Source organism: Variovorax sp. GW821-FHT10D07 (genome assembly GCF_059415325.1).
The window spans coordinates 301,175-317,864 of sequence record NZ_JBWKMZ010000010.1 but is presented as its reverse complement, the minus strand read 5'-3'; the positions used below and the strand labels follow the sequence as shown (position 1 = coordinate 317,864).

Annotated in this window: 16 protein-coding genes; 11 read left to right on the top strand and 5 right to left on the bottom strand. The window is 70.1% G+C overall.

Features of this window, described 5'->3' with window-relative positions:
* Window positions 1-13: 13 nt before the first annotated feature.
* Entirely contained in the window at window positions 14-646 is a 633-nt protein-coding gene (locus AC07PU_RS27420; RefSeq protein WP_495321615.1) for a cytochrome b/b6 domain-containing protein, read from the bottom strand.
* Window positions 647-743: 97 nt separating this feature from the next.
* Here AC07PU_RS27420 and AC07PU_RS27415 point away from each other — a divergent pair, with 97 nt between their 5' ends.
* From AC07PU_RS27415 to AC07PU_RS27400, 4 genes are all read left to right on the top strand, one after another.
* Window positions 744-1,475: a response regulator transcription factor gene (locus AC07PU_RS27415; RefSeq protein ID WP_093341507.1), complete on the top strand. Its 732-nt coding sequence runs from the start codon at window positions 744-746 to the stop codon at window positions 1,473-1,475.
* On the top strand, window positions 1,472-2,965 hold the full coding sequence (locus AC07PU_RS27410) for a sensor histidine kinase (RefSeq protein WP_495321614.1): 1,494 nt from the start codon (window positions 1,472-1,474) through the stop codon (window positions 2,963-2,965). The genes AC07PU_RS27415 and AC07PU_RS27410 overlap by 4 nt, the downstream gene beginning before the upstream one ends.
* Before the next feature lie 116 nt (window positions 2,966-3,081).
* Entirely contained in the window at window positions 3,082-4,005 is a 924-nt protein-coding gene (locus AC07PU_RS27405) for a crotonase/enoyl-CoA hydratase family protein (RefSeq protein ID WP_495321613.1), read from the top strand.
* A 138-nt stretch (window positions 4,006-4,143) separates the two neighbouring features.
* A complete protein-coding gene (locus AC07PU_RS27400; protein ID WP_495321612.1) occupies window positions 4,144-5,346 on the top strand; it encodes a glycerophosphodiester phosphodiesterase in 1,203 nt (400 codons plus the stop codon).
* A 46-nt stretch (window positions 5,347-5,392) separates the two neighbouring features.
* Here AC07PU_RS27400 and AC07PU_RS27395 read toward each other — a convergent pair whose 3' ends face one another.
* Together AC07PU_RS27395 and AC07PU_RS27390 are read right to left on the bottom strand one after the other, a co-directional pair.
* Entirely contained in the window at window positions 5,393-6,907 is a 1,515-nt protein-coding gene (locus AC07PU_RS27395) for an alpha/beta hydrolase family protein (RefSeq protein ID WP_495321611.1), read from the bottom strand.
* Window positions 6,908-7,097: 190 nt separating this feature from the next.
* Window positions 7,098-8,000, bottom strand: coding sequence for a transglutaminase family protein (locus tag AC07PU_RS27390; protein ID WP_093341516.1), 903 nt, complete (start codon window positions 7,998-8,000; stop codon window positions 7,098-7,100).
* A gap of 121 nt (window positions 8,001-8,121) precedes the next feature.
* Here AC07PU_RS27390 and AC07PU_RS27385 point away from each other — a divergent pair, with 121 nt between their 5' ends.
* The gene (locus AC07PU_RS27385) at window positions 8,122-8,451 is read left to right on the top strand and encodes an antibiotic biosynthesis monooxygenase family protein (RefSeq protein WP_495321610.1); all 330 of its coding nucleotides are present in this window, start codon (window positions 8,122-8,124) and stop codon (window positions 8,449-8,451) included.
* A 6-nt stretch (window positions 8,452-8,457) separates the two neighbouring features.
* Here the strand turns inward: AC07PU_RS27385 and mnmC are convergent, their stop codons facing one another.
* Both mnmC and AC07PU_RS27375 read right to left on the bottom strand, forming a co-directional pair.
* Window positions 8,458-10,320 carry a bifunctional tRNA (5-methylaminomethyl-2-thiouridine)(34)-methyltransferase MnmC2/FAD-dependent 5-carboxymethylaminomethyl-2-thiouridine(34) oxidoreductase MnmC1 gene (gene mnmC, locus AC07PU_RS27380; RefSeq protein ID WP_495321609.1) on the bottom strand — a complete coding sequence of 621 codons (1,863 nt, stop codon included), beginning with the start codon at window positions 10,318-10,320 and terminating at the stop codon, window positions 8,458-8,460.
* Window positions 10,321-10,339: 19 nt separating this feature from the next.
* Entirely contained in the window at window positions 10,340-10,612 is a 273-nt protein-coding gene (locus tag AC07PU_RS27375; RefSeq protein WP_093341520.1) for an oxidative damage protection protein, read from the bottom strand.
* Between the two features lie 144 nt (window positions 10,613-10,756).
* Between AC07PU_RS27375 and AC07PU_RS27370 the strand changes: the two genes are divergently transcribed.
* The 6 genes from AC07PU_RS27370 to ssuC all read left to right on the top strand — a co-directional run bounded on the left by AC07PU_RS27370 (window position 10,757) and on the right by ssuC (window position 16,681).
* Window positions 10,757-11,800, top strand: coding sequence for a sulfate ABC transporter substrate-binding protein (locus tag AC07PU_RS27370; protein WP_209544847.1), 1,044 nt, complete (start codon window positions 10,757-10,759; stop codon window positions 11,798-11,800).
* A gap of 106 nt (window positions 11,801-11,906) precedes the next feature.
* Window positions 11,907-12,491, top strand: coding sequence for an NADPH-dependent FMN reductase (ssuE, locus tag AC07PU_RS27365; RefSeq protein ID WP_203205827.1), 585 nt, complete (start codon window positions 11,907-11,909; stop codon window positions 12,489-12,491).
* 129 nt (window positions 12,492-12,620) lie between these two features.
* Window positions 12,621-13,658, top strand: coding sequence for a sulfonate ABC transporter substrate-binding protein (locus AC07PU_RS27360; protein ID WP_495321608.1), 1,038 nt, complete (start codon window positions 12,621-12,623; stop codon window positions 13,656-13,658).
* 38 nt (window positions 13,659-13,696) lie between these two features.
* Entirely contained in the window at window positions 13,697-14,653 is a 957-nt protein-coding gene (locus AC07PU_RS27355) for a sulfonate ABC transporter substrate-binding protein (protein ID WP_495321607.1), read from the top strand.
* Entirely contained in the window at window positions 14,653-15,822 is a 1,170-nt protein-coding gene (gene ssuD, locus AC07PU_RS27350) for an FMNH2-dependent alkanesulfonate monooxygenase (RefSeq protein ID WP_495321606.1), read from the top strand. Before AC07PU_RS27355 ends, ssuD begins: the two co-directional genes overlap by 1 nt.
* A gap of 10 nt (window positions 15,823-15,832) precedes the next feature.
* Window positions 15,833-16,681 (top strand): aliphatic sulfonate ABC transporter permease SsuC, encoded by an 849-nt coding sequence (gene ssuC, locus AC07PU_RS27345; protein WP_489042510.1) that lies wholly within the window; start codon window positions 15,833-15,835, stop codon window positions 16,679-16,681.
* Window positions 16,682-16,690 lie beyond the last annotated feature (9 nt).

The window sequence follows — 16,690 nt, the reverse complement described above, 5'->3', positions numbered from 1 at the left end:
AGAGCCAGGGCGTTCATTTCAGACCCCGAAAAGAACGACCCCAAACCATCGCAAGCAAGGTGCGCGGAACCAGCGCCACCATCACCAGATGCCCCACGACAAAGGCAACCAAAGAGGCCATGCCAAAGAAGTGAATGCGACGTGCGAACTCGTAGCCACCCAACAGATCGCGCAGCACAGCGAACTGCACCGACTTCCAGAGCACCAGCCCCGACAGCACGATCACCACGATGTCGAGCATCACGAACAGATAGGCCAGCCGTTGCACGTTGTTGTAGCGGCGCGGATCGGCATGCGAGAGCCGCCCCTTGAGCGCCGACAGCGCGTCGTGCCACACACCGCCCGGCGTGACCGGAAAGAACTTGGTGGCCAGCCGCCCGCTCGCGATGTTGAGCGCCAGGTAGACGAAGCCGTTGAACACCAGCAGCCACATCGCCGCGAAGTGCCATTGCAGCGCGCCGCCGAGCCAGCCGCCGAGCGTGATCTCGGTCGGGATGCGGAACGGGAGGAAGGGTGCCGCGTCGTAGATGCGCCAGCCGCTCGTCACCAGCACCAGCACTGCGAGCGCGTTGAGCCAGTGCGTGATGCGCATCCACAGCGGGTGGATGGGACGGGTGTCCGGGGCGGCGAGGGCGGTGCTGTTCATGGAGCGGATTCTTGGGCCCACCCCCTGGCCGATTCATCACGCAAAGTTCAAAGAATCGTGATAACTCGGGAATCCGTATCGCGGGACAATCGGCGCCATGGACACCCCCAAGCGCGTGCTGCTGGTCGAAGACGACGCCCATATCGCCGAATTGCTGCGCATGCACCTGCGCGACGAAGGCTATGCGGTGGTGCATGCGGCCGATGGGCATGCGGGCCTGCGCGAACTCGAGCGCGGCCAGTGGGACGCGCTCGTGCTCGACCTCATGCTGCCCGGCATCGACGGGCTCGAGATCTGCCGCCGCGCACGCGCCATGGCGCGCTACACCCCGATCATCATCATCAGCGCGCGCTCGAGCGAGGTGCACCGCATCCTCGGCCTCGAGCTCGGCGCCGACGACTATCTGGCCAAGCCCTTCTCGGTGCTCGAGCTGGTGGCGCGCGTGAAGGCACTGATCCGCCGCACCGATGCGCTGGCGCGCAATGCGCGGCTGGAGTCGGGCAGCCTCGCGCTCGGCAACCTCGAGATCGAGCCGCTCGCACGCGAGGTGCGCGTGGACGGCAAGCCCATCGAGCTCACGCCGCGCGAGTTCGACCTGCTGTATTTTTTCGCACGCCACCCGGGCAAGGTGTTCTCGCGGCTCGACCTGCTCAACCAGGTCTGGGGCTACCAGCATGACGGCTACGAGCACACCGTCAACACCCACATCAACCGGCTGCGCACCAAGGTCGAGGCCGACCCCGCCGCGCCGCGGCGGATCCTCACCGTCTGGGGCCGCGGCTACAAGCTCTCGGCCACGGCCGATGGCAAGGACGAGGGCGCTGCATGATGGGCTGGGCCACGCTCTCGCGCCGGCTGTCGCTGGTGTTCGCGCTGCTGCTGCTGGTGTGCTGCGGTGCCTCGGCCTGGCTGCAGGTGCGCGCGAACGGGCGCCACGAGCAGGAGGTGATCCAGCGCCTGTCGGGTGGCCTGGCCGCGCACATCGCCGAGAACGCCGAGCTGATGCGCCCGGGCGGGCTCGACCCGGCCGCGGTCAAGCGGCTGTTCGACCAGCTGATGGCCGTCAATCCCAGCGTCGAGGTCTACCTGCTCGCGCTCGACGGCCGCATCGAGGCCCAGGCCGCGCCCGAGGGGCACCTCAAGCGCGACCGCGTCGACCTCGCTCCCGTGCGGCGCCTGCTGGCCGGCGCGCCGATGCCGATCCTCGGCGACGATCCGCGCAACCTGCAGACCGCCAAGGTCTTCAGCGCCGCGCCGCTGCGCATGAATGGCCGCGACGCCGGCTATGTCTACGTCGTGCTGCAGGGCGAGGACCACGATGCGCTCGTCGCCCACGTGGCGGCCGACAACGCGCTGCGCACCACGCTGTGGTCGATGGGGCTGGTGGCGCTGCTCGGGCTGGTCGCGGGCACGGCCGCGTTCTGGCTCATCACGCGGCCGCTGCGCGAGCTCACGGCCGCGGTGCGGCGTTTCGAGACCGAGGGCATCGATGCGATCGAGGGCCAGGCGCCGACGCTGGAGCGCATCGCGCGCGGCGGCGGCGAGATCGCCTTGTTGGCGCAGGCCTTCGCGCAGATGACGCGGCGTATCGCCGAGCAGTGGCGCGAGCTCACCTTGCAGGACCAGCAGCGGCGCGAGCTGTTCGCCAACGTCTCGCACGACCTGCGTACGCCGCTGACCTCGCTGCACGGCTACCTCGAGACCCTGCGCCTGAAGGCCGGCACGCTCGACGAGGAGGAGCGCCGGCGCTACCTCGACATCGCGCTCGACCAGAGCCGCAAGGTGGGGCGGCTCGCGCAGGAACTGTTCGAGCTGGCGCGGCTCGAGTACGGCGTGGTCAAGCCCGAGAAGGAGAGTTTCGCGCTGGCCGACCTGGTGCAGGACGTGTTCCAGAAGTTCGAGCTCGCGGCCGAGTCGCGGCAGCAGAAGCTGCGTCCCGACATCGCGCCGGGCCTGCCGGTGGTGTCGGCCGACCTCGGGATGATCGAGCGCGTGCTGACCAACCTGCTCGACAACGCGATCCGCCACACGCCGGCCGGCGGCGAGATCGTGGTGCAGCTGCGGGCGGCCGCCGGCGACGAGGGCACGGGCGTGACGGTGCAGGTCAGCGACACCGGGCCCGGCATCCCGCGCGAACTGCAGCCCAGCCTGTTCACGCGCCCGGCCTTCACCGGCAGCGTGCGCAGCGACGGCTCGGCCGGCGGCGGGCTGGGGCTGGTGTTCGTGCAGCGCATCCTGCAGTTGCATGGCAGCGATATCCGGCTGGTGCCGCAGGCGGGGCGCGGCGCGGTGTTCCGCTTCCGGCTCTCGGGCGGCTGAGCACGGGGCGCATCGGTGCAAGCGCCGGTTGCGCGCGCGGCGGCCGATGCTACAAGCGGATGCGGGATGCAGGCACGTCGACCTGCACCCGACGATCCACCCAGGAGACACCGCCCATGCCCGACTTCCGCACCGTCGTCATCGACCAGGACCCGCAGCATCCGCGCATCGCGCGCCTCGTGCTCAACCGCCCCGAGAAGCTCAACGCCATCGCCGAGACCACGCCGACCGACATCCGCCATGCGGTGGAGTGGGCGCAGGCCGAGGACGCGGTGCACGTGATCGTGGTCGAGGGCGCGGGCCGCGCCTTCTGCGCCGGCTACGACCTCGGCGACTATGCCGAGGGCCACGGGCGCGAGGGGCAGGGCGAGCATCCGTGCCGGCAGGAGAAGACGCCCTGGGACCCGATGCTCGACTACGCCGCGATGAAGCGCAACACCGACGACTTCATGGCGCTGTGGCGCTGCACCAAGCCGACCATCGCCAAGGTGCATGGCTACGCGGTGGCCGGCGGCAGCGACATCGCGCTGTGCTGCGACCTGCTGACCATGGCCGACGATGCGCGCATCGGCTACATGCCCACGCGCGTGTGGGGCTGCCCGACCACGGCCATGTGGACCTACCGGCTCGGCGCGCTGCACGCCAAGCAGTTGATGTTCACCGGCGACACCATCGACGGCGCGCAGGCGGCCGACTGGGGCCTTGCCAACTTCGCGGTGCCGGCCGACGAACTCGACGCCGCCACGCTGAAGCTGGCGCTGCGCATCGCGGGCGTGCCGCGCTCGCATCTGATGATGCACAAGCTGGTGGTCAACCAGGTCTGGCACTCGATGGGCCTCGAGCAGAGCCAGATGTTCGCCACCGTGTTCGACGGCATCACGCGCCACAACCCCGAGGGCATGTGGTTCCGCCGCCAGGCCGAGGCCGAGGGCTTCAAGAGCGCGGTGCAGTGGCGCGACAGCGGGCGCGACATCCCCGAAGGCGACGAGGCGAGGGCGCTGATCGCCGCGCTCGAGGCGAAGCTGGCCGCGCGCTCCTGAGCGAGGCGCGGGGGCCGTGCATGTCACGGCGCAGACACATGGCCTCGCAATGATCCGACGCCCGCCAAGAACCCATAACAACGCGCGGCGGGTGGCGACGAATCCGTACCAGCCACACAGCGAGAGAGAGGGTCTCCCATGCAGTCATTTTCCCTGGCCAGGATCGCCCTGGCGGTCAGCGCCTGCGCGCTCATGAGCGCTTGCGGCGGAGGCGGCGGCACTGCCGTCGTCCCGATCCTGCCGCCCGCACCGGCCCCCGCGCCGCCGGCACCGCCGCCGCCCGCACCGGCCCCCGTGCCCGCCGCGCTCGTGATCGGGCACCGCGGCGAACCGGCCAAGCGGCCCGAACACACGCTGGCCTCGTACCAGCAGGCCATCGACGATGGCGCCGACTTCATCGAACCCGACCTCGTGCCGACCAGGGACGGCGAGCTGGTGGCGCGCCACGAGAACGCGATTGCCATCGTCGACGCCGGCGGCAAGGTGCTCGAAGCCACCACCAACGTGATGGACGTGCCGAAGTTCGCGAGCCGCAAGACCACCAAGACCATCGACGGCCGCCAGGTCATCGGCTGGTTCACCGAGGACTTCACGCTGGCCGAGCTCAAGGAGCTGCGCGCGCGCGAGCGCATTCCGGCGCAGCGCCCGGCCAACATCTCGTACAACGACCTGTTCCAGGTGCCCACGCTCGACGAGGTGATCGAGCTCGCGAAGGCGCAGTCGCAGGCCAAGGGCCGCACCATCGGCATCTATCCCGAGACCAAGCACCCGACCTACTTCCGTTCGATCGGTCTGCCGCTCGAGAACAAGCTGCTCGACACGCTGCAGAAGCACGGCCTCAACAAGGCCGATGCGCCGGTGTTCGTGCAGTCCTTCGAGACCGGCAACCTCAAGGACGTGCGCCTGCGCAGCACGGTGAAGATCGTCCAGCTGATCGGCGGCTCGGGCGCGCCCTACGACCTGGTGGCCCTCGGCGACAAGCGCACCTATGCCGACCTCGTGAAGCCCGAGGGCCTGGCCGAGATCGCGACCTATGCGCAGGGCATCGGTCCCGACAAGTCGCGCGTGATCCCGGTGGTGGCCGGCAAGCTGGGCACGCCCACCACGCTGGTGAAGGATGCGCACGACAGGAAGCTGTTCGTCCACATCTACACGGTCCGGCCCGAGAACGCCTTCCTGCCCGACAGCCTCAAGAAGGAGCCGAAGGCCGACGGCACCGTGCACGGCGACACGGCGGCTGAGATCACCGCTTTCCTCGATGCCGGGATCGACGGGCTGTTCGTCGACAGCGCCGCGACCGCGGTGCCGGTGGTGAAGGCCTATAGCGCGCAGAAGCGCTGAAGGCGATCGGGAACTGCCCGCGAAGGCGGTTCCCGCCCCTTGCCGCTCAGGGCGGGCAGGGATGCGTGCCGGCCGCCACGGTGCGCGAGGCGATGCTCGTCTCGTCCACCGCGCCGAGCGGACGGGTGAACTTGCAGCCATAGGCCGGATCGGCCACCGTCGCCGCGGTCACCACGTCGTCGCCCGCGGGCTTCACGCCGTCGCGTTCCCACTTGATCATCGCGTCGAAGGCCTCGACCTGCTCGGCCTGCGTGAAGTCGCAATGGGTGATGCCGCGCACCGCGCGCTGCACCAGCCAGCCGCTGTTGCCCTTGGCCGCCACGCGCTTGTTGTAGATCTGCTCCATGCTGAAGGGCACGTAGAGGTCGCCGAGCGTGTGCAGGGTGACCACCGGGATCTTGAACTCGCCGTTGGCCTTGGGAATCCAGCGCAGGCCGTCGCGGCGCAGGCGGTTGGCATCGGGCACGGCGGTGAGCTTGAGCACCGAGCCGTTGAGCGCCGTCGAGCCGGCCGCGTCGCCTTCGATGGTGTAGGTGAAGCGGTTGGTGTCGAGCGTGCTCTTGTTGAGGATGCCGTTGACCGTGCCGTCGCTGCCGAGCACGCCCCAGACGAAGGCGAAGGAGCCGCCCGACTTGAAGCCGAGGTCGAACATCGGACGGGGGCCGCCGGTGAGGTTCTCGATCACCGAGGCGTACTTGGTGCCGGTGGGCGTGGTGGTGATGTTGGGGATCGGCGAGACCGTGAAGTCGGTGAACAGCGTGCCCGTCACCTGCGCCGCGATGTCCGACCAGTTCACCGTCGGGTACTTCGGCAGCCCCGCCAGCGCCTGCGCCGTGACCTGCGCGCCCGCGAAGTAGTCGAACAGCTCGGTGTCGCCGACCACGCCGCACATCGGCACCGCGCCGTTGTAGCGCACCTTGTGGTTGGCCGTGGCATAGGCCTCGTCCTCGATCGCCGCGGCCGTGATGTGGCCGCCCATCGAGTGGCCGGTGATATAGATCTTCGAGGGCGCGGCGAGCTCGCGGCCGTTGGCCTTGGCGATCTTGTTGAACTCCAGCGCCAGCGCGTTGGTGTCCTCCACGCCCACGCGCACGTCGTAGAAGTTCTTGCTGTAGCTCGAGGCGGCCCAGGCATAGCCGTTCTGGATCAGGTAGCGGCGGATCGAGGGGTTGCTGACCGCGAGCACGTTGCCTTCGCCGGCATAGCCGTGCGCGTACATCACGAGCTTGCCGTTCCAGTTGGACGGCACCTCCACGCGGTAGGCCGCGCCGCCGAGCACGCCAGCCCAGCGGCTGGTGGTGGCGTTGTCGACCGTGTCGCCGGCCGCGGCGGCCAGGGCCGTGAAGGTGGTGGCCGCGGCATCAGCCGGCGCGAAGGAATTGCGATCGTCCTGCGCGCGGCGCTCCTCGGGCGCGGGGGACGGCGGGGGCGGTGCCGGCGGCGCGGGGGCGGGCGCGGGCGGCACGATCGGGAAGATGGCCCCACCGCCGCCTCCGCCGCCGCAGGAAGCGGCGGCGATGCTGGCGGCGATGACGATGAGCTTGAGGCGCGCGGAATGCATGGTTCGTTGTCTCCGTTTTCTGGGGGCGAGGAATGCCGGCCGCCTTCGTCCGGAGGTGCCCATGAGGCTGGCACGACCGTGCTTTTCTTGCGGACCGGCGGCGCAGCGTAGAGGCGCCGCCCCTGCAAACGGTGGGGGCTTTCCCGTAGCCGCTATCGCCTGCGCGACAGCAGCGCCGCGCGCGGCGCGCTCAGTTGCGTCGGCGCGTGACCGTCACCGTGGCCTCGAGGCCTTCGTAGGCCTCGGCCGGGCCGTACCAGCTGCCCGAGATCGGCGCGCCCTGGGCCGGGTCACGCGTCACGCCGACGCGGATCAGCTGGCCGCTGCCCATGAGGTTGTTGGTCGGGTCGAACGCGACCCAGCCCGCGCCCGGCAGGTAGGCCTGCAGCCAGGCGTGGGTGGTGCCGGCGCCGGTCATGGCCTCGCCCTTGGCCTGCACCGTGCTGTCGAGCGCGGCGTCGTAGATGTAGCCCGAGACGAAGCGCGTGGCGATGCCCAGGCGGCGCACCGCCTCCATCATCAGCAGCGCGTAGTCGCGGCAGCTGCCGCTGCCCAGCGCCAGCGTCTCGAGCGGCGTCTGCGTGCCTTCCTCGTCGCGCGCCAGGTACTCGAGGCTCTGGCCGATGTGGGCGTTCATGCGCGTGAGCACCTCGCGCGTGCTGTTGGGCTTGTCGGTGTGCAGGAACTGGTGGGCCCAGCGGATCAGCGTGCCGTCGGGGTCGTCGTGGTGCGGGCGCAGGTAGTGTTCGAGGTCGAGCCGGTCCTGCACCGAATAGGCGAAGGGCAGGAACTCCGCGGCCGGGTCGATCGCGAGCTGGTCCTGCGTGGCTGCGGGCACGGTCTCGATGGTGAAGGCGCAGACGATGCGCAGCTCGGTCGCTTCGCCCATCGGCTGCACCAGCGCCACCGAGTTGGAGTGCGGGTCCTGGATCAGCCGCGTGTGGGCCGACGGGCTCACCTGCAGGTCGGTGGCCAGCACGCGCAGGTCGTGGCTGTCGCGTGGCCGGAACATCACGCGGTGCAGCCCGAAGCTGACCGGCTCGTTGTAGCGGTAGATCGTGGTGTGGCGGATGTCGTACTGGGTGCTGGGCATGGGGCATTCTCCTGCGTTCGTGTGTCGCCGCACATGTCCGCGGTGATGGGAGCAGGCAGGACTGCCGCATAATCCGCGCCCCTTCGGCCCGCGTGGCCGCGCCGTTCGCCCATGGAGGACCATGTACGCATCGACTTTCATCTTCGCCACCCGCCAGTTCGACGACGCCTTCCACCGGCTCGACCAGGCGATCGCCGAGGCCGCCCGCGCGCTGCCCGGCTACCTGGGCGAGGAGAGCTGGGAGAACAGCGCCAACGGGCTGGTGTCGAACGTCTACTACTGGCATTCGCTCGAGGCGCTGCAGGCGCTGATGACGCATCCCTCGCATCTGCGGGCCAAGGCGGCGCAGGCGAACTGGCTCGATGGCTACCGGGTGGTGATCTCGGAGGTGGTGCGCAGCTACGGCGATGGCCGCATCGACCACCTGCTGCCGGCACTCGACGCCGCGTAGCGGCCCTCAGGCCCGCGCGGTGCGCCGCGTATCGAGGGCCTTGGCCAGCGCCGCCGGCAGCGGCAAGGGCTCGCCATGCCACTGCGCGGCCAGCAGTTCGGCGCACAGCGCGGCGAAGCTGAGCCCGCGCGAGCCGAGCGCCGTGCAGGCCCACAGGCCCTTGTGCTCGGGCGCATCGCCGAGCGGCCCGACCAGCGGCCGGCGGTCGCCCGAGGCGCAGCGCACGCCGACCCAGGCTTGGGCCTCGCCGCGTGCGAAAGCCTGGTCGATCGATGGGGCGCTGGCCGGATGCAGCCGGGCGGCGCGTTCGCGCACGGCCTCGGCGTCGCTGTCGCGCGGCGCGAGGTCATGGCTGTCGCGGTCGAAGGTGGCGCCGGCCAGCCACAGCGGCGCGCCGCCATCGGCCTCGGGCACGCCGGCGATCAGGTGGCCGTCGCCATTCACGGGCGCGGCGGGCAACGCGGCCGCGTCGCTGCGGCCCCAGGCCACCTGGCCGCGCACCGGCTGCAGCGGCAGGCGCGGCGCCAGCAGGCCCGAGCCATGGCCCATCGCGACCACCACGCGGTCGGCCTCGGCCAGCACGGCACCGTCTTCGGCCAGTAGCCGCCAGCCGCCGGTGGCCGGATCGCGCTCCAGCCGTTCGACGCGGCAGCCGCCGCGGAACGCGATGCCGGGCTCGCGCAGCCAGGCCTCGACCAGCGCACGCGGCCGCACCCAGGCGGCGCGCGCATGCCAGAGCGCGGGTATGTCGGGCGGCAGACCCGCGGCCGCGAGCTGCGCGGCGCTCGCGGGCCAGGATTCGTTGGGCCCGTCGGCCTGCCAGCCCGCGGGCACGCGCACATCGCCATCGGGCCGGCGCTCCAGCGTGCCGGTGCCGTGCCAGTCGCGGCCTTCTTCCAGGCGCTGCGCCAGTTCGTTCCAGGTCGCGCGGATGCCGGCACGCGTGAGCCGCGAGAGCAGGGCGTCGTCGGGCGACACATGCGGCGCGAGCAGGCCCACGGGCAAGCCCGAGGCGCCTTCGGCCGGCCGCGCGGCGGCGTCGAGCACCTCGACCCGCCAGCCGCGCCGCGCGAGGCTGGCCGCCACGGCCGCGCCCGCGAGGCCGGCGCCGATCACGGCGCAGCGGCCGGGCGCGGCGACGGTCTCGGGCAGCGGCTCGCGCCGGCGCACGGTCCAGGCCGGCGCGAAGCGCGCGCCCAGGCAGTCGCGCTTGGGCGGCAGGCCCGGGCGGCGCTCGAGCTGGAAGCCGTTCTGCGCCAGCGCGTCGCGTACGGCGCGCGCATAGGTCCAGGTGCCGAGCAGGGTGCCCGGGCGCGCGAAGCGCGAGAGCGCCTTCAGCGTCTCGGGCGACCACATCTCGGGATTGCACTGCGGGCTGAAGCCGTCGAGGTACAGGCTGTCGGCCTCGAAGCGCTGGGCGCGCAGCATGGGCTGCACCTCGCCCACGCAGAGCGTCAGCAGCACCCGGCCGTCGTCGAAGGCCAAGCGGTGGAAGCCCGGCAGCAGGCCGTGCCAGCGCGCGGCCAGCTCGCGCGCGAGCGGCGCGAGTTCCTCATAGGCACCGGCGGCGCGCAGCAGACTGTCGGCCGCCACCGGCCAGGCCTCGATCGAGACGAAGTGAAGCAGCCGCGGGCGTGCCGGATCGGCGCGCCACGCGGCCCAGGTCGCGAGGAAGTTGAGACCCAGCCCGAAGCCGGTTTCGAGAATGCGCCACTGCGGCTGGCCGGCCCAGGCGGCCGGCAGGCCGCAGCCGCCGAGGAAGACGTGGCGCGACTGCGCGAGCGCACCGGCCTCCGTGTGATAGATGTCGCCGAAGCGCTCGCTGTGCGGTGTGCCGTCCGTGCGCCAGGCGACCGGTTCGGCCGTCACTGCGGGTCGTTGCGCGGCCTCAGGCCGACGGCGGGACGTAGCCCTGGGCGACGTCGGCGCCCTCGCCGAAGAAGTGCTTCTCCATCTGGCGTGCCAGGTACTGGCGGGCGCGCTGGTCGGCGAGGTTCAGGCGGTTCTCGTTCACCAGCATGGTCTGCTGCTTGAGCCAGGCGGCCCAGGCTTCCTTGCTGACGCTCTCCCAGATGCGCTTGCCGAGTTCGCCGGGGTAGGGCGGGAAGTCGAGGCCTTCGGCTTCCTTGCCGAGCTTGATGCACTGAATCATGCGTGCCATGTCGATTGCCTTTGGGTGGGGGAGCGCGAAAAAGCTGCTCTTAGTTGATTTAGCTATTTAGAACTGAAAACTTGGTCGTTCCAGTTCCTATATGTCGTATTGAGAATACGCAGCTTCATTGATATGCCATTCGAAGACAACACCATGAGCCTCCGCCGCGACTTTATCAAGCTTTCCCTCGGTGCCGGCGTGGCCGGCGCCATGGCCCTGTCGGCACTGCCGGCGTTCGCCCAGGGCAGCGCCGCCGGTCCGGTGACGCTGCTGAACGTCTCCTACGACCCCACGCGCGAGCTGTACGTGGACTACAACCAGGCCTTCGCCAAGTACTGGAAGGGCAAGACCGGCCAGGACGTGACGATCAAGCAGTCGCACGGCGGCTCGGGCAAGCAGGCCCGCTCGATCATCGACGGCATCGACGCCGACGTGGCCACGCTGGCACTCGGCGGCGACGTCGACGCGCTGGTCACCCATGGGGGCCTGCTGAAGGCCGACTGGCAGAAGCGCCTGCCGCACAACTCGGCGCCCTACACCTCGACCATCGTGTTCCTGGTGAAGAAGGGCAACCCCAAGGGCCTGAAGGACTGGGACGACCTGGTCAAGCCCGGCGTGCAGGTGATCACCCCGAACCCCAAGACCTCGGGCGGCGCCCGCTGGAACTACCTCGCGGCCTGGGAGTTCGCCAAGCGCAAGTACGGTGGCGATGCCAAGGCCAAGGAATACGTGGGCAACCTGTTCAAGAACGTGCCCGTGCTCGACACCGGCGCGCGCGGCTCGACCATCACCTTCGTCCAGCGCGGCGTGGGCGACGTGCTGCTGGCCTGGGAGAACGAGGCCTTCCTGGCGCTGAAGGAGTTCGGCCCCGAGAAGTTCGAGATCGTGGTGCCCTCGATCTCCATCCTGGCCGAGCCCACCGTGGCGGTGGTCGACAAGGTGGTCGACAAGAAGGGCACGCGCGCCGTGGCCGAGGAATACCTGAAGTACCTGTATTCCGACGAAGGCCAGGACATCGCAGGCCGCAACTTCTACCGCCCGACCTCGGACAAGGCGAAGGCCAAGTACGAGAAGCAGTTCCCCAAGCTGACGCTGGTGACCATCGACCAGGCCTTCGGCGGCTGGAGCAAGGCCGACAAGGACCACTTCGCCGACGGCGCCTCGTTCGACCAGATCTACACCGCCAAGCAGAAGTAAGCGCGGCATTCGCCCCGCGGCGACCGACCCCGATGGCGCCCGCTGCGGCGGATGCCAGGGACCGGTTCGCTTCGACCCTTCCGATACCGCCACCCGAAAGCCTTCCGTGTCCGTTCTCCTGATTGCCGGCAGCCCCTCGGCGCCCTCGCGCTCCACCGCCTTGCTCGACGCGGTGGCCGAGCGCCTGGCGCGGCGCCATGCGCAGATCGAACGGCTCGCGATCCGCGACCTGCCGGCGCAGGCGCTGCTGCTGGCGGACTGGAACCATCCGGCCATCGTGCAGGCCATCGCCCAGGTGACGCGGGCCCGCGCCATCGTGGTGGCCACGCCGGTCTACAAGGCCGCCTACAGCGGCGTGCTCAAGGTCTTCCTCGACCTGCTGGCGCAGAACGCGCTCAAGGGCAAGACGGTGCTGCCGCTGGCCACCGGCGGCAGCCCGCACCACATGCTCGCGCTCGACTACGCGCTGCGGCCCGTGCTGCAGTCGCTCGCGGCGCGCCACATCCTGCCGGGCGTCTACGCGAGCGATTCGCAGATCGCGCTGACGCCCGAGAACGCCTACCAGGTGCACAACGACCTGGCGGAGCGGCTCAACGAGGCCGTCGAGGTGCTGGCCACCGAGGGGCTGAAGCTGCCGGCGACACACGGCTTCGAGCCGGTGCCGTTCTCGCGCGTGCGATGTAGCGTCTGAAGCCGGCCGGCGCACGGCCCGGCCGCCACCACCGCTTCATCCCATTCCCGACCATTCCGAACGCGGCGCTGTGCACCGCGCGGGGATGGCTTCGCCTCCAGTTTCGATTCAGTCCAAGGACCACCCCGCATGAACCCCGTTGCCACCGAAGACTCCGTGCTCGACGTGCCGCCGCGCTCGCTCTGGCGCGCATTGCGCGACCTCGCCGTCAGCATCGTCGTGGTCGCCGCGATCGCATTGATCGTGAGCTTCCTGTCCGCCACCTCCGCGCATGCGCAGGGCAAGGCCGGCGCCGCCAGGGAGCTGCGCATCGGCTACCAGAAGTCGGCCAGCCTGTTCGTGCTGCAGAAGGCGCAGGGCTCGCTCGAGAAGCGCCTCGCGCCGCTGGGCGTGGGCGTGAAGTGGGTCGAGTTCCCGGCCGGCCCGCAGCTGCTCGAGGGCCTGAACGTCGGCGCCGTCGACGTCGGCTACGTGGGCGAGGCGCCGCCGATCTTCGCGCAGGCTGCGGGCGCCAAGTTCGTCTACTTCGGCTACGACCCGGCCGCGCCGCGCGCCGAGGCGATCCTGGTCACCAAGGATTCGCCGATCCAGTCGGTGGCCGACCTCAAGGGCAGGAAGGTCGCGCTCAACAAGGGCAGCAACGTGCACTACCTGCTCGTGAAGCAGCTCGAGAAGAACGGCCTGAAGTTCAGCGACATCCAGCCGGTGTACCTGGCACCGGCCGACGGCCGCGCCGCCTTCGAGAGCAAGAACGTCGACGCCTGGGTGATCTGGGATCCGTTCCAGGCCGCGGCCGAGAAGGCCACCGGCGCGCGCGTGCTCGCCGACGGCACGCCGGGCGTGGTCAGCAACTACCAGTACTACCTGGGCGAGCGCGGCTTCGTGAAGAACAACCCGAAGGTGATCGAGGCCCTGTTCGAGGACTCGGTGGCCCAGGGCATCTGGCTCAAGAAGAACCTGCGCCAGGCGGCCGAGCTGATCGCGCCGCTGCAGGGCCTGCCGGTCGACGTGGTCGAGCTCGCGCTGCGCCGCTACGAGTTCAACGTGAAGCCGATCACGCCCGAGGTCGCCGCCGACCAGCAGCGCATCGCCGACACCTTCTACGCGCTCAAGCTGATTCCGAAGCCGATCAAGGTCAGCGACGCCGTCGTCGCGGCCCAGCCCTGAGCACCGGTCCCCTTCATCTTTCGCAAGCCACACCAGCCATGACCACCATCTCCCTCCCGCGCCGCCGCCTGCTGCAGGGCACCGCCGCCGCCATCGCGCTGCCCTCCGCCTTCGGTGCGCTGGCGCAGGCGCCCGCGCGCCAGTTCCGCATCGGCAACCAGAAGGGCCTGCTCAACATCCTCAAGGGCCGCGGCACGCTCGAGAAGCGCCTCGCGCCTTTGGGCGTGAGCCTCAAGTGGACCGAGTTCACGGCCGGCCCGGTGCAGCTCGAGGCGCTGAACGTCGGCTCGATCGACTTCGGCGACGTGGGCGAGGCGCCGCCGATCTTCGCGCAGGCCGCCGGCGCGCCGCTGGCCTACGTGGGCGCCACGGTGCCGCGTCCGCAGTCGGAAGGCGTGCTGGTGCCCAAGGGCTCGGCCATCAAGAGCGTGGCCGAACTCAAGGGCAGGAAGATCGCGCTCAACAAGGGCTCGAACGTCCACTACTTCGTCGTCAAGCTGTTCGAGAAGCACGGCCTGTCGTATGCCGACCTGAACCTGGTCTACCTGCCGCCGGCCGATGCGCGCGCGGCCTTCGAGAAGGGCTCGATCGACGCCTGGGTGATCTGGGATCCGTTCCTGGCCGCGGCCGAGAAGACGCTCGAGGCGCGCGTGCTGGCCGACGCCACCGGCGTGGTGGGCAACCGCGCCTACTACTTCTCGTCGCTCGACTACGCGGCGAAGAACGCCGACGTGGTGGCGATCGCGATCGAGGAACTCAACAAGGTCGACGCCTGGGGCTCGGCCAACCGCGGCGAGCTCGCGACCGAACTGGCCGCGCTGTGGGGCCTGCCCAAGCCGGTGGCCGACCTCACGGTGGCGCGCACCGCCTACGGCACCACGCCGATCACCAAGGCCATCCTCGGCGAGCAGCAGAAGATCGCCGACACCTTCTTCGAGCTCAAGCTGATCCCGAAGAAGATCAACGTGCTCGAAGCTGCCACGGGGATCGCGTGATGCAGATCTTCTGGTTCCTGCCCACGCACGGCGACAGCCGCTACCTCGGCACCAGCGAAGGCGCGCGCCCGGTCGATCTCGACTACCTGCAGCAGATCGCGTGCGCTGCCGACCACCTCGGCTACGAGGGCGTGCTGATCCCGACCGGCCGCTCGTGCGAGGACCCGTGGGTGATCGCCTCGAGCCTGATCGGCGCCACGAAGAAGCTCAAGTTCCTGGTCGCGGTGCGGCCCGGCCTGCACCAGCCCAGCCTGGCCGCGCGCATGGCCGCGACCTTCGACCGGCTCTCGAACGGACGCCTGCTGGTGAACCTCGTGACCGGCGGCGACCAGGCCGAGCTCGAGGGCGACGGCGTCTACCTCGACCATGCCGCGCGCTACGAGCAGTCGGCCGAGTTCATCCGCATCTGGCGCGAGATCCTCGCGCGCAGCCACGACGGCCAGGCCTTCGACTACGAGGGCAAGCACCTGAGCGTGAAGGGCGCCAAGCTGCTCTATCCGCCGGTGCAGAAACCGCATCCGCCGGTGTGGTTCGGCGGCTCGTCGGCCGCGGCCCACGACCTCGCGGCCGAGCAGGTCGATGCCTACCTCACCTGGGGCGAACCCCCGGCCGAGGTGGCGAAGAAGCTCGCCGACGTGCGCGCGCGCGCCGAGCGCCAGGGCCGCCAGGTGCAGTTCGGCATCCGGCTGCACGTGATCGTGCGCGAGACCGAAGAGGCGGCCTGGAAGGCCGCCGAGGACCTGATCAGCCGCGTCGACGACGAGACCGTGATCCGCGCCCAGGCCGCCTTCGCGCGCATGGACTCCGAAGGCCAGCGCCGCATGGCCGCGCTGCATGCGGGCGGTGCCAAGCGCACGCGCGCCGAACTCGAGATCGCGCCCAACCTCTGGGCTGGCGTGGGGCTGGTGCGTGGCGGTGCCGGCACGGCGCTGGTCGGCGACGCGAAGACCGTGGCCGCGCGCATCGAGGAATACGCCGCGCTCGGGCTCGACCGCTTCATTCTCTCGGGCTACCCGCACCTCGAGGAGGCCTACCGCTTCGCCGAGCTGGTGTTCCCGCTGCTCTCGCGCAAGGCCAAGGCCCGGCTGGCCGGTGGCTCGCTGAGCGGGCCCTTCGGCGAGGTCGTCGCCAACCTCGACGCGCCTTCGCGCCTCGTCTCGCAAAGCTGAAGGACACGCCATGACGGAACAGGTTCAGGAACTGCCGGCGGTCGCGCCGGCCGAGGGCGCGGGCTCCGCGCTGCGTAGCTTCGGCCTCAATGTCGCCAGGCGGCTGGTGCCATGGCTGGTGCCCGTGGGGCTGATCGTGGTGTGGCAGATCGCGTCGTCGCTGGGCTGGCTCAGCACCCGCGTGCTGCCGGCGCCGGTCGACGTGGTGAAGGCCGCGTGGAACCTCACGGTGTCGGGCGAGCTGTGGACGCACGTGAAGGTCAGCGCGGGCCGCGCGCTCGCGGGGCTGGCCATCGGCGGCGGCGCCGGGCTGGCGCTGGGCCTGCTCACGGGCTCGGTGAAGTTCTTCGAGACGCTGCTCGACTCCACCATCCAGATGGTGCGCAACATCCCGGCGCTCGCGCTGATCCCGCTGGTGATCCTGTGGTTCGGCATCGACGAGTCGGCCAAGCTGTTCCTGATCTCGGTGTCGGTGTTCTTCCCGATCTACCTCAACACCTTCCACGGCATCCGCAACGTCGATCCGCAACTGATCGAGATGGGCCGCACCTACGGCCTCACGCGCTGGCAGCTCTATCGCGAGGTGATCCTGCCGGGCGCGCTGTCCTCGATCCTGGTGGGCCTGCGCTTCTCGCTGGGCCTGATGTGGGTGATCCTGATCGTGGCCGAGACCATCTCGGCCCAGGCCGGCATCGGCTACCTGACGATGAACGCGCGCGAGTTCCTGCAGACCGACATCGTGCTGGTGGGCATCCTGCTGTACGCGCTGCTCGGCAAGCTGGCCGACCTGTTCGCGCGCGGCCTCGAGCAGTGGTGGTTGCGCTGGCATCCGGGCTACCAGAAGAAGACGACGAAGTGAGGGCAGGGG

Bases quoted from the DNA above. Each gene is read 5' to 3' on its own strand.
- AC07PU_RS27405 (WP_495321613.1), top strand. From the start codon at position 3,082: ATGCCCGACTTCCGCACCGTCGTCATCGACCAGGACCCGCAGCATCCG.
- AC07PU_RS27420 (WP_495321615.1), bottom strand. From the start codon at position 646: ATGAACAGCACCGCCCTCGCCGCCCCGGACACCCGTCCCATCCACCCG.
- AC07PU_RS27400 (WP_495321612.1), top strand. From the start codon at position 4,144: ATGCAGTCATTTTCCCTGGCCAGGATCGCCCTGGCGGTCAGCGCCTGC.
- ssuC (WP_489042510.1), top strand. From the start codon at position 15,833: ATGACGGAACAGGTTCAGGAACTGCCGGCGGTCGCGCCGGCCGAGGGC.
- ssuD (WP_495321606.1), top strand. From the start codon at position 14,653: ATGCAGATCTTCTGGTTCCTGCCCACGCACGGCGACAGCCGCTACCTC.
- AC07PU_RS27415 (WP_093341507.1), top strand. From the start codon at position 744: ATGGACACCCCCAAGCGCGTGCTGCTGGTCGAAGACGACGCCCATATC.
- AC07PU_RS27410 (WP_495321614.1), top strand. From the start codon at position 1,472: ATGATGGGCTGGGCCACGCTCTCGCGCCGGCTGTCGCTGGTGTTCGCG.
- AC07PU_RS27360 (WP_495321608.1), top strand. From the start codon at position 12,621: ATGAACCCCGTTGCCACCGAAGACTCCGTGCTCGACGTGCCGCCGCGC.
- AC07PU_RS27355 (WP_495321607.1), top strand. From the start codon at position 13,697: ATGACCACCATCTCCCTCCCGCGCCGCCGCCTGCTGCAGGGCACCGCC.
- AC07PU_RS27370 (WP_209544847.1), top strand. From the start codon at position 10,757: ATGAGCCTCCGCCGCGACTTTATCAAGCTTTCCCTCGGTGCCGGCGTG.
- AC07PU_RS27385 (WP_495321610.1), top strand. From the start codon at position 8,122: ATGTACGCATCGACTTTCATCTTCGCCACCCGCCAGTTCGACGACGCC.
- AC07PU_RS27395 (WP_495321611.1), bottom strand. From the start codon at position 6,907: ATGCATTCCGCGCGCCTCAAGCTCATCGTCATCGCCGCCAGCATCGCC.
- AC07PU_RS27390 (WP_093341516.1), bottom strand. From the start codon at position 8,000: ATGCCCAGCACCCAGTACGACATCCGCCACACCACGATCTACCGCTAC.
- AC07PU_RS27375 (WP_093341520.1), bottom strand. From the start codon at position 10,612: ATGGCACGCATGATTCAGTGCATCAAGCTCGGCAAGGAAGCCGAAGGC.